This window comes from Pseudomonas sp., from assembly GCF_050739775.1.
Classification (GTDB): Bacteria; Pseudomonadota; Gammaproteobacteria; order Pseudomonadales; family Pseudomonadaceae; genus Aquipseudomonas.
Window position 1 is genome coordinate 82,713 of sequence record NZ_JBOICA010000002.1, and the last position, 14,673, is coordinate 97,385.

The following is a 14,673-nucleotide window of genomic DNA, read 5'->3' on the forward strand; positions in this document are numbered from 1 at the left end:
TGATAGGGCTCTTGCGGTGCCAGCGTAGCTGTGTGCCCGTGTGAATTTATATGAGTATCACTGCGGTTTGCCTTGTGGCGACCGCCTGGATGGGATGATGAAACTTCTGCGCCTTCCGTTTGTTCTACTGATGAGTGGCGTACTCGGTCTGGCCGGCTGCAGCATGCACCAGCCGGTATCCCTGTATCAGCTTGACAGTGGTGAACCTGGCCAACCCAAGCAAAGTGCGGGCATGGCTGTCGTGCTCGGCCCGGTGTCGGTCGCCGACTACCTGCAGCGCGAGACCTTGCTGCAGCGCCAGTCCGATGGCAGCCTGACCGCAGCGACTGATGGTCGCTGGGCTGGCAGCCTGTCGGCAGATATCGATCAGTTGCTGGTCCGTCAGCTGGCTTGGCGCCTGGATAGCCAGCGCGTGGTACTGGCGCCGGCCACTACCGGTTTCACGCCGGATGTGCAGGTCCTGCTGTCTATCACCCGCCTGGACTCCGGTACCAACCAGCCAGCGATCCTGGACGCCCAGTGGCGGCTGCTAGACCGTCGTGGCCAAGTCCGTGACAACCGCATCGTGCACCTGGAACAGCAACACCAGGGTAGCGCGGCGGCCCAGGTTCAGGCCCAGGGCCAGTTGCTGCAAAAGCTTGCTGAGCAGTTGAGTGTTGCCCTCAAGCCTCTGGCCAACCAGCCTCCGATTGTTGAAGAGGCGCCGAAGAAGGCTGCGCCAGTACAAGTGCGCAAGGAGCCGGAGAAATCGAAGATCCCACTGGCGACGCCGATTCGCACCGATATGGAAGTGTTCCGCTTCTAAGCAGTGCCCCACAAAAAAGCCCGGAATCTCCGGGCTTTTTTGTGCCGGTTGGAGCGGGTCGCTTCAGCTCTTGACCCGGCGCTCGTGCATCCGCGCCAGCTGGCGCTCCAGCATTGACGGGTAGGGCTCCATCAGACGTTCGACACAACAGGCACCCTCGGGGCTGGCAATCGGACGGATACGAGCGCGCTGGCGGATCAGGGTATCGTCGTTGATCTTGCGCTCAACCAGCAGCAGGTTGCGGCTGTGTTGCGACAGGGCCAGGGCGTCCTGGGCCTTTTCGGTAAGCAGTAGGTCGATCTGGCTCAGGCCGTGCAGGTCTTCACCCAAGGCCAAGCCCAGTTGCAGTTGCAAAGTGATGCCGCTGTCGGCCACCTCGATCTGCAGGGCGTGTCCCAGTGCGCGCAACAGCTCACCACAGCAAATGGCATTGGTGAGGTAATCCTCGCCACTGTCATGGCTATGGAACAACATCAGGGTGCTACCGTCGTTGAGGGTGTGTACTTCGCTTTCATACAGAGATGCGGCCTGGTCGAGGCAATCGCGATAGCGCTCCAGCAGCTCGGTCAGCCGGGTGCGGGGCAGGCGGCGAAGTTGTTCCTGCGAGCCCAGTTGCACGGCCAGTACAGCACTGGCCTGGGGCTCGCGATTGACTGGCGGCAAGGCAGGGCGCGGGGTGCTGTGCTCTTCGGCGTCGATCAGGTCGGCAAAAGCGTCATCGCTTTCGTCGTCGGCAGTGACAGGTTTGCTGACCTTGGTCACAGCAGGTGCTTGGTCAAAACTCGGGTCGCGAAGATTACGAACTTCGAACTCGGATTCGTCCTCGTCCAGCTCTTCGGGTTCAGGCTCGACTTCCCGTGGCGGTGGGGCGAAGCGCGTGTGCAACTGGCGAGCCAGGTCACCAATCTCATCCTGACGTTCAGTGGCCGGGGTGAATTCGTTGATGTCGCGCAGCCAGACCCGCAGTTGCAGCAGGGGCGTGGAAATGAAACGCCCCAGGCGCAAGCTCATGGCCAGGGCCAGGGCCAGCAGGATGCCGGCGAGAATGCCCATGCTCTGCAGGCTGATGGTCAGCGGCTGCTGGAACTGGCTCATGTCCAGGCTGATACGCAGTTGCCCGGCGGTCACGTCCTGGAAGGTGATCTTGGTCTGGTACAGGCCTTCGGCCTCACCCAGCAAGCCGTTCTTCGGGCGTTGGCCGGCTTCGGCAAGGATCCGGTTGTCGACGCTGTAGATGGCCGCATGGGCAACCAGCGGGTTCTTTACCAGGTTGCCCAGCAGCACATTGAGACTGAGGATGTCGTTGGACACCAGCAGCTCGGTAGCCGAGGTAGCGGTCTGCGTGGTCAGGCTCTGCCCCAGGGCATCGGCCTGTTCATGCATGGCCTGCTTGAACTGCAAACCCATCACGCAGGCATAGATCACCAGGGCCAGTGCTACCAGCAGCACGTTATGGCAGGCGATACGTAGCGCAAGCGGCACACGGCGTTGGCGCAGAGCATGAAAAATCAGCAGGAAGAAGTTGTCAGTTTTAACGGGCGTGGGCCGGTTCACAGAGCGCGGCTCTTTATGTCGGAGAAGTTGCTGCGCAGTATAGCGAGCGCTCAAGGACCGGCAAAGCATCCGCTGCGCCCGATGGTCAGCGAAAATCGGTAGAATGGGCTTTTTTTCAACGAGTCGGAGCCCGTTTTGCGCGAAATCGTTCTGATTAACATCACTGGGGAAGACCGTCCGGGTCTTACCGCGGCCATCACCGGCGTTCTGGCCCAGGGCGGTGTGAACATCCTTGACATCGGTCAGGCGGTGATTCATGACACCCTGTCCTTTGGCATCCTGGTGGAAATCCCAGATACCGAGAAGGCTTCATCGGTGCTAAAGAATATTCAGTTTGCGGGCAACGAACTCGATCAACAGGTCCGTTTCACTCCGGTTTCTGAAGCCGATTACCAGAGCTGGGTTGAGGGCCAGGGTAAAGCTCGTCATATCGTGACGTTGCTGACCCGCAAGGTCACAGCTGAACAACTGCAGCGGGTGAGTTCGATCACGGCCAAATACGGGCTGAACATCGATCATATCGATCGCCTCTCCGGTCGCGTGGCACTGGATACACCGGTCGAACAGGGCAAGGGCTGCATCGAGTTTTCAGTGCGTGGCGAACCGGCCGATCCGCAGGCCCTGCGTGCCGAGTTCCTCAGCGTGGCCCAGGAACTCAACGTTGATATCGCCTTCCAGCAGGACTCACTGTTCCGTCGCAACCGCCGCCTGGCGGTGTTCGATATGGACTCGACGCTGATCGAGGCTGAGGTGATCGACGAGTTGGCCAAGGCCGCTGGCGTGGGTGAGCAGGTGTCGGAAATCACCGAACGAGCCATGCGTGGCGAATTGGACTTCCGCGCCAGCTTCAAAGAGCGCCTGGCCTTGCTCAAGGGCCTGGACGTTGGCGTGCTCGATGAGATCGGTGCCTCGTTGCGCCTGACCGAAGGCGCCGAAACCCTGTTTGCCGAGCTCAAGCGCCTGGGCTACAAAACCGCGATCTTGTCTGGCGGTTTCACCTATTTTGCCAAGCAGCTGCAGGCCAAGCTGGGCATCGACTATGTGTTTGCCAACGAATTGGAAGTGGTTGACGGCAAAGTCACCGGTGTTGCGGTTGAACCGATCGTTGATGCCCAGCGCAAGGCGGACCTGCTTGGTGAGCTGGCGCGCAAGGAAGGTTTGCAGATGGAGCAGACCATCGCGGTAGGTGACGGCGCAAACGACCTGCCGATGCTGGCTATTGCCGGCTTGGGCGTGGCATTCCGTGCCAAACCGCTGGTCAAGCAGTCGGCCAAACAGGCGATTTCGACCCTGGGCCTGGATGGTGTGCTGTACCTGCTGGGCTTTCGCGATCGCGACGGCCGCGGCTAAAAAAACGCTCAGCCCATACAAAAAAGCCCGCATCGCTGCGGGCTTTTTCATGTTCAGGCCTGGGTAGGCAGTGCCAAACGCTGGCCCATGCTTACGGCTGAGCCGGCACCGAGTTCCTCGGCCCATTTGACCTGTTCTGGTCCGAACAGCACGACGGCGGTCGAACCCAGCTTGAAACGGCCCAGTTCCGCACCTTTTTCCAGGTGGATCGGCGCGCGGCCGGTTTCGTCGTAGCGGAACGTCTTGAGCTCACGCTTTGGTGGCGTCACCAGCCCAGACCAGACGGTTTCGATCGAAGCCACGATCATGGCACCGACCAGCACCACGGCCATCGGCCCGCGCTCGGTATCGAACAGGCAGACCACGCGCTCGTTGCGGGCAAACAGCTCCGGTACGTTTTCGGCGGTGGTCTGGTTGACCGAGAACAGCCGGCCCGGCACATAGATCATTTCGCGCAGAGTACCGGCCAGCGGCATGTGTACACGGTGGTAGTCCTTGGGCGACAGGTAGATGGTGGCAAACTCGCCGCCCATGAACGGGGCCGCATTGGCCGGATCACCACCCAGCAGCTCAAGCGCGCTGAAACTGTGTCCCTTGGCCTGGAAGATACGCCCGTGTTCGATCGGGCCAAGTTGGCTGACAGCACCGTCGGCCGGGCAGAGGATCGCGCCCGGGGTTTCGTCGAGCGGACGTGCACCGGGTTTCAAGGCGCGGGTGAAGAAGGCGTTGAAGTGTTCGTAAGCGCTGACGTCTTCGACCAGTGCCTGGGACATATCGACCTGGTAACGCTTGGCGAACCAGCTGGTGAAGGCATTCTTGAACCAGCGCACGCGGCATTCGGCGATACAGCCGGCCAGGCGCGACAGCAGGTGGTGAGGCAGCAGGTACTGACTGATGATGAACAAGCGGGATTTCATTAGGTTTCCTTAAACTTCTACAGGGGTGTCGGGGTGGTTGCCCCATTCGCCCCAGGATCCGGCATAGGCTTTGACCCGAGGGTAGCCCAGATGCTTGGCCACCAGGTAGGTAAAGCCGGAGCGGTGATGAGTCTGGCAGTGGGTAACCACTTCCTTGTCTTTGCTGATGCCCAGCTTTTCGAGGATCTCGGGCATGTCCTTGCGGATGCGCAGGGCATCGTTCATGTCCATGCCGGCAGTCCACTCGAAATTGACCGCGCCGGGAATGTGCCCGCCCTTGGCGGCCAGGACTTTCTCGCCGCGGTATTCGGCGGGGCTACGTGCATCCCAGATCGCCAGGTCGGCGGCGCCGATGCGACTTTGCAGATATTCACGGGTTGCCGTGGGCTCTTCGTGCAGGGTCAGGCTGACCGTGCCGCTGGCTTTGGCCGGTACTTCAGTGCTGAGGGTGCTCGCTGGCCACGCTTGGGCGCCGCCGTTGAGGTAGTGGTAGCGGGAGTGGCCGATCACATCCAGCAACCAGATGAAACGCCCGGCCCAGCCGCCGCCTTCGTCGTCATAGACCACGTAGACTGCATTGGCGTTGTGACCAAGCTCGGCAAACAGCTTTTCCAGATCGGCTTTGGCCGGCAGCAGGCCAGGCGCCGGTGGTTGGCCCAGCTGGGTACGCTTGGGATCGACAAAGTGAGCCCCCGGAATGTGCCCGCTGTCATAGCGGTTGACGCTGGTCAGATCTACCAGGATCAACTCTGGTACACCCAGCCGGGCTTGCAGGTCGGCCGGCTCGATTACCAGGGGCAAGCCAGAAAAGTCAGTCATCCAGAGTCTCCAGAGCAGAACAGAGGGGGCGATTGTAGCGCATGGGTCAGGCGCTGCGGTTGCTGAAGGCGGTCAAGGCACGTTCGATACATTGTGCGGTTTTGCCAAAGGCCTGCACGCTGATGTCGGCCAGCGGCTTTCCACTCTGGTCGGCGACCAGCAGCATCACCACACGACCATTGCTCGACAGTGAGCGCAACAGCAGGTGTTCGCTGCGAAACAGCATGCGCAGGTGGGCGGGGAGCAGTGCTGAGAATTGCGCATGATTTTCTGGTGTCAGGCGCAGTTGCGCTGATGTGCTCAACAGGCGCTGAAGCAATTTGCTTTGCTCGATAGGCAATACCAGGCTGGCAGCTTCTGCCGGTAGCCCGGCAATCTGATGAACCCGCAGCTGACTCAGGGGCTTGTCGGTCATCAGCAGCATCACCCGCTGCATGCCACAGGCGACCAGGGCATCTCGGGCCAGGGAGGTCAGGTGGATGGCATTGCTGAACGGACTGGGCTCGACCAGCAGCCCGGCGCACAGCTTGCGCCAGGTGCCCAGGGCCTGGGCCGAGGGTGGTGGCGGTGCGATCTGGCCCTGGTGCAGGCGCCGTTGATGCCAGGGCCAGAGCAGCGCTACGGCCGGGTGAAACAGGCCATGGCCGGCATGATGACGGGCGCTGATAGCCGCTTGTTGGTGCACCAGCTGTTGCACATCATCCAGTGACGCTTGCAGGTACAGGCTGGTGAGCAGTTGCCAGCGCCGTACATGAGGGTTGGTCCAGCCGACGTGTGCCGCCAGGGCCAGGCCGTTGGCCAGCAGTACGGTATTGGCTGGTTGATTGAACCAGCGGCGCAGGTTCGGGCAGTCGTCCAGTCGCTGTTGCTGGTGCAGGCTGTTCTGGTCACGGGCGATGTGCAGGGCCCTGGCCAGCAAGCAGCGTTCATCCTGCAACAGGTGATAGCCGCGGGTGACCCAATTCGGTAGGCGCCAGTGCTCGGCCAGTGCCTTGCACAGGCTAAGCACTCGTACCCCGAACAATTCCTTTTCCACCTGTGGTGCCGGCTCGCCCTTGTGTACCACCCGCAGCTCCCAGTCTTCGAACAACTTGGGAAAGGTCAGGGCTAGAGGCCACAACGGCGACAAGAACAGCAGGCTGCCCCAGTGAATTTCCTGCCAGAGTCGCGCCAGACGGCTGGCGAACAGGCCGTTGGCCTGCTGGCTGGCGTGTTGGCTGACCAGCTGCAATTGCCGCAAGGTTAGCGCAATCTCGCCCTCGGGGAGCGCCGGCAGACGCTCCAGCAACGCTGCCGTGCGCGCCAGCCCCAGGCGGTTGAGGGCAATTTCCAGGCTTTCGGCAGGTGCGCCGATGCTGGTATGGGTGTGATGGTTGGCCTCGCGCATCACGCTAAGCACCAGGGCCGGACTGTCCTGCATCAGTTCGGCGATGTCGCGCAGCGAGCGGCGGCTATCGGCAATGGCGTCTTTCACCTGCTCGTAACTGGCCAGGGGAACTGGCAGTCGAACGCTATCGAGCAGTTTGACCCAGGCATCGAGTGTTTTTGGTGTTTGATCTGGCACGATGGTTTCAATAAGCATGCTGGAAGGAGCCGAACTGGCTTTTCGCCTGGACTGACTATAGTCTGGCGCAGATCTGCCGATAAGTAGAAGAAGAGTTTTATTAACTTCCGCTCACGACCCTGACCACGACAGTAAGTGCTTTCTATCTATGGCTAAAATTATCGGCATCATCGTCGTATTCGCGAGTGTGCTCGGCGGGTATGTTCTGTCCCACGGCAAAATTGCAGCACTGATTCAGCCCTTCGAGGTCCTGATCATCGGTGGCGCGGCCTTTGGTGCGTTCCTGCAGGCGAACCCCGGTTACATGACCATGCATGTAATCAAAAAGTCGCTGAAGATGTTTGGTACGCGCTTTACCCACACCTTCTATATCGAGGTGCTCGGGCTGGTCTACGAGATCCTCAACAAGAGCCGGCGTGAGGGCATGATGGCGATCGAAGCCGATATCGAAGATGCCGCTTCCAGTCCGATTTTTGCCAAGTACCCTGCCGTGCTGGGGGATGAGCGCATGACCGCGTTCATCTGCGACTACCTGCGCATCATGTCCACCGGCAACATGGCCCCGCATGAGCTCGAAGGCCTGTTCGACATGGAGCTGCTGAGCATGAAGGAAGAGCTCGAGCACCCGTCCCATGCCGTGAACGGTATTGCTGACGGCATGCCAGGCTTCGGTATCGTCGCGGCGGTACTGGGGATCGTGGTGACCATGGCCTCGCTGGGCGATGGCGACCAGAAATCCATCGGCCTGCACGTAGGTGCGGCACTGGTTGGTACTTTCTTCGGTATTCTCGCGGCCTATGGCTTCTTCGGCCCGCTGGCCACCGCCCTGCGACAGGACGCCAAGGAAGAACTCAACATCTACGAAGCCATCAAGGCTTCGCTGGTGGCCTCGGCCTCCGGTATGCCGCCATCGCTGGCAGTGGAGTTCGGGCGCAAGGTGCTGTTCCCAGCCCATCGTCCGAGTTTCGCCGAGCTGGAACAAGCGGTTCGCGGTCGCTGAGTCATGGAGAACAACCAGCCCATTATCGTCAAGCGCGTCAAGCGCTATGGCGACGGCCACCACGGTGGCGCCTGGAAGATTGCCTTCGCCGACTTCGCCACGGCGATGATGGCGTTCTTTCTGGTGCTTTGGCTGCTGTCCACGGCCACGCCGGAACAGAAGCTCGCCATTGCCGGCTATTTCAAGGACCCGATCGGTTTCTCCGAAAGCGGCACGCCCTACATTATCGACCTGGGTGGTTCGCCACAGCTCGCGCCGGAAAAGACCATCAATCCGGAAGTAAAGTCCGAACCGACGCCGGACACCAGTCTCCAGCTGGACCAGGACAAGGTTGAAAGCTTGGCCGAGCAGGTCGAGCGCGAGCGTCTCGAACTGCTCTTGCAGGAGTTGCAGAACAAGGTCGAAGAAAATCCGCAGCTGCAGAAATTCAAGGATCAGATCCTCTTTGAAATTACTCAGGATGGCCTGCGTATCCAGATCATGGATGCCGAGAACCGGCCAATGTTTGACCTGGGTAGCGCCCACCTGCAGCCGTACTTCGAAGATATCCTGCTGGCCATGGCCGACACCATCAAGGCGGTGCCGAACAAGATCAGTATCAGTGGCCATACCGATGCCAAGCCGTACGCAGGCACGGGTGATTTTGGCAACTGGGAACTGTCGGCCAACCGTGCCAACGCGGCGCGCCGCGCACTGGTTGCCGGTGGTTACCCGGATGCTCAGGTTGCACGGGTGGTCGGTTATGCCTCGTCGTCGCTGTTCGACCGGGCGAACCCGCTGAATCCGGTCAACCGGCGCATCGACATCATTGTCCTGACCAAGAAGGCCCAGCGTACCATCGAAGGCGAGCAGCCGCAGCCAGCAGCGCCCGAGGGTGCTTCGCCTGGCGCCAGCGCCCCGGCTCCGGTAGTACCTGCCCCGGCGCCCGAGGCCGAACCGATGCAGCCCCGCGAACTGCGTCAGAAGCTGAACATCTTCGAGGACGGTGTATTGAAGATGGATGAGAGCAAGGAGTAATCCTGCGCTCTGATCACAACGCCCGTGTGCAGCGATGCTCACGGGCGTTGTGCTTTCTGGGGCGGGTCAGAACCCGCGGCGGATCTTGGCCTTCAGGTCTGCGTGGAATAAACCGGCATTGAGGCGGTTGGTGGCATCGGCGCCAGCACCTTCATTGGCGATTGAGCGTTTGAACATCTGTTCGTCGTGGTAGGCAAGTACGAACAGGTCTATATGTTTGCGCGAGCTCATGATCGGCCACTTGTCCAGATAGTCGGGCAATGCGCTGTCTGCGCATTGGAACATTGCTATACGGCGGTTGCTGAGTGTCATGGCGCCCAGTTGGAAGGGCACCCACCAGGGGTCGGCGTTTTCCTGGGAGAGGACGGTGATCAGGTGAGTGCAGCTACTGATGTTGCTACAGACCAGGCCGCAGATATCGTCGGCGGTCTGCCCGGCGCCGCCGTCGAACAGGTCCAGATGGGTGGCAATACCTTCAAGTTTCAGGCGCTCGTTGATGATGTAGGCATCAAGGCGTTCCTGGTGGCGATAGCTGATAACGACAGGCATCAGGCGAGCCCTCCTGGTGCGCAGGCAGTGCAATTGATACGTAAGGACCGGACTGTCATTGTTGATTCCTTTCATACTCAGAGCATGGAGATGATTCGCATCGTTATGGCGAACCTGAAAGGCGACAATCAATGAAAGCTTTTATGGTGGCAAGGAACCACTAGCGATAAAGACGGATCCTGCTTTGTTTGGTAATTTTTCCTGCAGACCTATCTTACAAGGCCGCGTGGCGAGGCTCGTTGCGAGCCTCGCGTAGTATTTCAGTAGCTGTCTTGCGGCAAGCTGGCAATGATTGAACGATAGCTGTTCATTCGCTGCTGCTGGACACGACCGTCTTCCAGGGCCTTGAGCAGGGCGCAACCGGGCTCGCGATCATGCTTGCAGTCACGAAAGCGACAGGTGCCGAGCAAGTCGTTGAACTCGATGAAGCCGGCTTCGACATCGGCGCGGCTGACGTGGCCCAGGCCGAACTCGCGAATACCCGGGGAGTCGATCAATTCGCCGCCACCTGGGAAGTGGTACAGGCGCGCGGTCGTGGTGGTGTGCGTGCCTTGGCCGGACCATTCGGACAGGTCGCCAACCCGGGTTTGCACCTCGGGCAGCAGGCTGTTGACCAGGGAAGACTTGCCGACCCCGGACTGACCGACGAAGACGCTGATATGACCATCCAGGCGCGCCTGCAACTGCTGCATGCCATCGCCATGATGAGCCGAGACTTCCAGCAGCGGATAGCCCAGTTGCCGGTACACCGCCAGCAGCGCGTTGAGCGCCGGGGCGTTCTGCTCGTTGATCAGGTCGGCCTTGTTCAGCAGCAGCAAAGGGCGAATGCCAGCGTGTTCGGCGGCTACCAGGTAGCGGTCGATCAGGTTGGCATGGGGTTCCGGCGCCGGGGCGAAGACGATCACGATCAGGTCGACGTTGGCCGCTACCGGCTTGAGCTGGCCACGGCTGTCGGGACGGCACAACTCGGTGTTGCGCGGCATTTGCGCGACAATTACGCCGATTCCCTGGTTGCCGGAACGCCAGACCACCCGGTCGCCAGTTACCAGTGCCGGCAGGTTGGCGCGCAAGTGGCAACGAAACACCTGGCCGGCGTCATCGCCGTCCTGGGCTTCGACTTCGACCTGCACGCCAAAGTGGGCGATCACCAGGCCGAGCTGTTCGGGCCCCAGGTCACCGCCTTCGAGCTCCTTCAGGGTCTGTTGTTCGCGTTTGGCGGCGCGGGCAGCGCGTTCACCCTGGATTTTTTCGATCCGCCAGTTCTGGCGGCGATTGAGCTGGCGTTTGGCCATGAAGGTTCCGTGTTCGGCATGCATTATTAAACGGCGAAGAGTTTAGCACGCTCCACTAGGCTAAACTGCGCACCTACCGAGGAGCAGAATCATGCAGAACCCACAGAACCTGATCTGGATCGACCTGGAAATGACCGGTCTGGATCCGGATAGCGACGTCATTATTGAAATGGCCACCATCGTTACCGACAGCGACCTCAACACCTTGGCCGAAGGGCCGGTGATCGCTATTCACCACAGTGACGAGGTGCTGGCGCGCATGGACGAGTGGAACACCCGCACCCATGGCGCCTCCGGCCTGACCCAACGGGTCAAGGATAGCAAGGTCAGCATGGCCGAGGCCGAGGTGCAGACCATTGCCTTCCTGGAGCAGTGGGTACCGAAAGGCAAGTCGCCGATCTGTGGCAACAGCATCTGCCAGGATCGCCGTTTCCTCTATCGTCACATGCGCGACCTGGAAAACTACTTCCACTACCGCAACCTTGATGTCTCGACGCTCAAAGAGCTGGCGGCACGCTGGGCGCCTGAGGTGCGCGACAGTTTCAAGAAGGGTGGCACTCACCTGGCGTTGGACGATATTCGCGAGTCGATCAATGAACTCCGTCACTATCGCGAGCACTTCATCAAGTTCTGATCGCGCGGCCGCACGGTTGTACAGACAATCCGTGCGGCGCCCCCTTTTGGTGCCTGAGGCAACTGGTTAGACTGCGCGCCCCTTTGCACGGATCTGCGCCATGTTGTTGATGCTCTACCTCATTGCAATCACCGCTGAAGCCATGACTGGCGCGCTGTCTGCCGGGCGACGCGGCATGGACTGGTTCGGCGTGGTGTTGATCGCCTGCATTACCGCCCTGGGTGGCGGTTCGGTGCGCGATGTGTTGCTGGGGCATTACCCGCTGACTTGGGTCAAACATCCGGAATACCTGGTGCTGACCAGCTTTGCCGCCCTGATGACGATCTTCATCGCACCCTTGATGCGCCACCTGCGTTCATTGTTCCTGGTGCTCGATGCGTTGGGCCTGGTCGCCTTTACCCTGATCGGTTGCATGACCGCGTTGGAAATGGGCCAGGGCATGCTGGTGGCATCCATCAGTGGGGTGATCACCGGGGTCTTTGGCGGCATTCTCCGGGATATCTTCTGTAACGATATTCCGCTGATCTTCCGTCGCGAACTGTATGCCAGCGTGTCTTTCGCTGCGGCCTGGTTCTATCTGGGCTGTGTCTACTTCAACGTGCCAGGCGAGCAGGCGATCCTGCTGACCTTGTTTGGGGGCTTTCTGCTGCGCTTGTTGGCAATTCGTTTCCACTGGGAAATGCCGAAGTTTCATTACAACGATGAGCACTGAAGTTTTGCAGCTGTTTTCATCTCATGCTGCCTCAGTGCCCATTCCACATGCTCGCGCACCAGCTCCGAGGGGTAGTCCTGCCGCGCCTTGAGCGCCTCCAGCACCGGGATGGTCGACGACGCATTCCCCAGCCCCACCGCCAGATTGCGCAACCAGCGCTCATAGCCCGCGCGGCGCAGCGGCGAACCTTCGGTGCTGTCGAGAAAGGTTTGCTCGTCCCACATGAACAGCTCCGCCAACCCCGCGCTGTCGAGATTATGCCGGGGTTTGAAGTCGCTCTCGCCAGTCGGGCGGGCGAATCGGTTCCACGGACAGACAATCTGGCAGTCATCGCAGCCGAATACCCGGTTGCCAATCAGCGCACGCAACTCTTCGGGGATGGCGCTTTTCAGCTCGATGGTCAGGTACGAGATGCAGCGCCTGGCGTCCAGTACATAAGGGCCGACAAAGGCCTGGGTGGGGCAGATGTCCAGGCAGGCAGTGCAACGACCGCAGTGTTCGCTGGCCTGCGGCGGATCGACCGGCAGCGGCAGGTCGACGAAAAGCTCGGCAAGAAAGAAGTAGCTGCCAGCCTTGCGGTTGAGCAGCAGGGTGTTTTTGCCAATCCAGCCCAGGCCGGCCTGCTCGGCGATGGCTTTCTCCAGCACGGGGGCGCTGTCAACAAAGGCGCGAAAACCGAAGGGGCCGATTTCCTTCTGGATGCGTTCGGCCAAGTGCTGCACGCGCTTGCGAATCAGCTTGTGGTAGTCGCGACCCAGGGCATAGCGGGAGATGTAGGCTTTTTCCGGTTGAGCCAGTTGCTGGGCCATGCGCGTGTCGCCAGGCAGGTAGTCCATGCGCAGGGACACCACTCGCAGGGTGCCAGGGACCAGTTGCTCGGGGTGCGAGCGTTTGCTGCCATGCGCCCCCATGTAATCCATTTCGCCGTGATAGCCCGCTTCCAGCCAGCGTTCCAGGTGCTGTTCGTGCTCGGCCAGATCCACCCCGGCGATGCCGACGTGGGCAAAGCCGAGCTCTTTGCCCCAATCCTTGATCGATTGGGCCAGTGCGGGAAGATCGGGGGTATCAGCAGGCATGGGAAATAAGGCAATGCAGACTCAGGTGCGTATAATTCTGCCAGACATCGGAGCCTTTGACCCATGCCTCAGACCAAACACCCTGCAAACCAGCCTCAGATCCTTACCAGCGTCACCCTGGCGCCCCTCGCGCCACGCTCGCTTGCGGCCCAGAAAGGTGATTTTGGTCATGTCTTGGTGGTGGGTGGCGATCGTGGCACAGGCGGGGCCGTTATGCTCAGTGCCGAAGCCGCGTTGCGCTGTGGTGCCGGGCTGGTTTCGCTGGCTACGCGCAGTGAGCAGGTACCAGCAGCCTTGGCGCGGCTGCCGGAGGTGATGTGCCTGGGCGTGCATTCGGCCAACCAGTTGATGACACCCATCGAGCGTGCATCGGTGCTGGTGGTGGGTCCTGGCCTCGGCCAGGCGGCCTGGGGGCGCAGCTTGCTGTCGGCGGTTGCCAACGCTCGGGTGGCGCAGGTGTGGGACGCTGATGCCTTGAACCTGCTGGCGAGGGCGCCGTTGCCGCTGGCAGCCGGCTCGATCATTACCCCGCATCCGGGCGAGGCGGCACACCTGCTGGGGATATCCACCGAGGCCGTGCAGGCGGATCGAGCCGGGGCGGCACGCAAACTGGCGCGCAAATACGCTGTCATCTGTGTGCTCAAGGGCACCGGCACACTGGTGGCGGACCCCACCGGGCAGCTGGCGGTGTGCCGCCGTGGGCATCCAGCCATGGCCGGTGCTGGCCTGGGGGATGTGCTCAGTGGCGTTCTGGGCGCCCTGTTGGCCCAGGGGATGTCGAGCTGGAACGCCGCCTGTCTGGGCGTCTGGCTGCATGCCTGCGCGGGTGAACGCTTGGGCGTGCAGGGCCGTGGGCTGGCGGCCAGTGATCTGGTCCCGGCTATTCGTCATTTATTGGAGGAGCATTCAGCGTGTCAGGAGTAACCCTGTTTTTGGCCGACGAAGAGGCCATGGTCCGCTTCGGTACACGTATCGCCGAAGTGACCAAAGGTCACGGCGTGATTTTTCTGGAGGGCGACCTGGGGATGGGTAAAACCACCCTGTCGCGGGGCATCATCCGTGGCCTCGGGCACAAAGGGGCAGTTAAAAGCCCTACCTTTACTGTGGTTGAGCCCTACGAAATCGGCGACATCCGCGCCTTTCATTTCGACCTCTATCGACTGGTCGATCCCGAAGAGCTGGAGTTCCTCGGTATCCGCGATTACTTCGAAGATGATGCCTTGTGCCTGTTCGAGTGGCCGCAAAAAGGGGCGGGTGTTTTGCCAAAGCCCGACCTGACCATTACCATAAGCCCCCAGGCGAGCGGTCGTTCGCTCAACCTGTCGCCGCAGGGGGCACGTGGCGAAGCCTGGTGTGCCGCTCTGGCCTTGGAATTCAAATAGAA

General features: G+C 60.8%; 15 protein-coding genes. 8 read left to right on the forward strand and 7 right to left on the reverse strand.

What is annotated here, in order from left to right; genetic code table 11:
* Positions 1-97: 97 nt before the first annotated feature.
* Entirely contained in the window at positions 98-805 is a 708-nt protein-coding gene (locus ACRESH_RS01905) for a PqiC family protein (protein WP_431740343.1), read from the forward strand.
* Positions 806-868: 63 nt separating this feature from the next.
* Here the strand turns inward: ACRESH_RS01905 and ACRESH_RS01910 are convergent, their stop codons facing one another.
* Entirely contained in the window at positions 869-2,359 is a 1,491-nt protein-coding gene (locus ACRESH_RS01910; protein ID WP_431740344.1) for a histidine kinase, read from the reverse strand.
* A 135-nt stretch (positions 2,360-2,494) separates the two neighbouring features.
* On the opposite strand from ACRESH_RS01910, the gene serB reads away from it, so the two are divergent.
* The gene (gene serB, locus ACRESH_RS01915; protein ID WP_431740345.1) at positions 2,495-3,709 is read left to right on the forward strand and encodes a phosphoserine phosphatase SerB; all 1,215 of its coding nucleotides are present in this window, start codon (positions 2,495-2,497) and stop codon (positions 3,707-3,709) included.
* Between the two features lie 53 nt (positions 3,710-3,762).
* On the opposite strand, the gene asd is transcribed toward serB, so the two are convergent.
* The 3 genes from asd to ACRESH_RS01930 are packed head-to-tail and all read right to left on the reverse strand — an operon-like array spanning position 3,763 to position 7,027.
* Positions 3,763-4,626, reverse strand: coding sequence for an archaetidylserine decarboxylase (gene asd, locus ACRESH_RS01920; protein WP_431740346.1), 864 nt, complete (start codon positions 4,624-4,626; stop codon positions 3,763-3,765).
* A 9-nt stretch (positions 4,627-4,635) separates the two neighbouring features.
* Positions 4,636-5,445, reverse strand: a complete 810-nt coding sequence (locus ACRESH_RS01925; RefSeq protein WP_431740347.1) for a rhodanese-like domain-containing protein — start codon at positions 5,443-5,445, stop codon at positions 4,636-4,638.
* Positions 5,446-5,491: 46 nt separating this feature from the next.
* Positions 5,492-7,027, reverse strand: a complete 1,536-nt coding sequence (locus ACRESH_RS01930; protein ID WP_431740348.1) for an HDOD domain-containing protein — start codon at positions 7,025-7,027, stop codon at positions 5,492-5,494.
* Between the two features lie 130 nt (positions 7,028-7,157).
* On the opposite strand from ACRESH_RS01930, the gene motA reads away from it, so the two are divergent.
* Together motA and motB are read left to right on the forward strand one after the other, a co-directional pair.
* Positions 7,158-8,009 (forward strand): flagellar motor stator protein MotA, encoded by an 852-nt coding sequence (gene motA / locus ACRESH_RS01935; RefSeq protein WP_431740349.1) that lies wholly within the window; start codon positions 7,158-7,160, stop codon positions 8,007-8,009.
* 3 nt (positions 8,010-8,012) lie between these two features.
* Entirely contained in the window at positions 8,013-9,026 is a 1,014-nt protein-coding gene (gene motB / locus ACRESH_RS01940) for a flagellar motor protein MotB (protein ID WP_431740350.1), read from the forward strand.
* Positions 9,027-9,092: 66 nt separating this feature from the next.
* On the opposite strand, the gene ACRESH_RS01945 is transcribed toward motB, so the two are convergent.
* Together ACRESH_RS01945 and rsgA are read right to left on the reverse strand one after the other, a co-directional pair.
* Positions 9,093-9,575 carry a molecular chaperone Tir gene (locus ACRESH_RS01945; protein WP_431740351.1) on the reverse strand — a complete coding sequence of 161 codons (483 nt, stop codon included), beginning with the start codon at positions 9,573-9,575 and terminating at the stop codon, positions 9,093-9,095.
* A gap of 260 nt (positions 9,576-9,835) precedes the next feature.
* Complete coding sequence (gene rsgA, locus ACRESH_RS01950; protein WP_431740352.1) at positions 9,836-10,867, reverse strand: small ribosomal subunit biogenesis GTPase RsgA; 1,032 nt, start codon at positions 10,865-10,867, stop codon at positions 9,836-9,838.
* A 91-nt stretch (positions 10,868-10,958) separates the two neighbouring features.
* Between rsgA and orn the strand changes: the two genes are divergently transcribed.
* Positions 10,959-11,501: an oligoribonuclease gene (gene orn / locus ACRESH_RS01955; protein ID WP_431740353.1), complete on the forward strand. Its 543-nt coding sequence runs from the start codon at positions 10,959-10,961 to the stop codon at positions 11,499-11,501.
* A 100-nt stretch (positions 11,502-11,601) separates the two neighbouring features.
* Complete coding sequence (locus ACRESH_RS01960; protein WP_038997454.1) at positions 11,602-12,213, forward strand: trimeric intracellular cation channel family protein; 612 nt, start codon at positions 11,602-11,604, stop codon at positions 12,211-12,213.
* Here the strand turns inward: ACRESH_RS01960 and queG are convergent.
* Positions 12,195-13,289 (reverse strand): tRNA epoxyqueuosine(34) reductase QueG, encoded by a 1,095-nt coding sequence (queG, locus tag ACRESH_RS01965; RefSeq protein ID WP_431740354.1) that lies wholly within the window; start codon positions 13,287-13,289, stop codon positions 12,195-12,197. The genes ACRESH_RS01960 and queG overlap by 19 nt on opposite strands.
* Before the next feature lie 63 nt (positions 13,290-13,352).
* Between queG and ACRESH_RS01970 the strand changes: the two genes are divergently transcribed.
* Both ACRESH_RS01970 and tsaE read left to right on the forward strand, forming a co-directional pair.
* A complete protein-coding gene (locus ACRESH_RS01970) occupies positions 13,353-14,213 on the forward strand; it encodes an NAD(P)H-hydrate dehydratase (protein ID WP_431740355.1) in 861 nt (286 codons plus the stop codon).
* On the forward strand, positions 14,201-14,671 hold the full coding sequence (tsaE, locus tag ACRESH_RS01975) for a tRNA (adenosine(37)-N6)-threonylcarbamoyltransferase complex ATPase subunit type 1 TsaE (RefSeq protein ID WP_431740356.1): 471 nt from the start codon (positions 14,201-14,203) through the stop codon (positions 14,669-14,671). Before ACRESH_RS01970 ends, tsaE begins: the two co-directional genes overlap by 13 nt.
* Positions 14,672-14,673 lie beyond the last annotated feature (2 nt).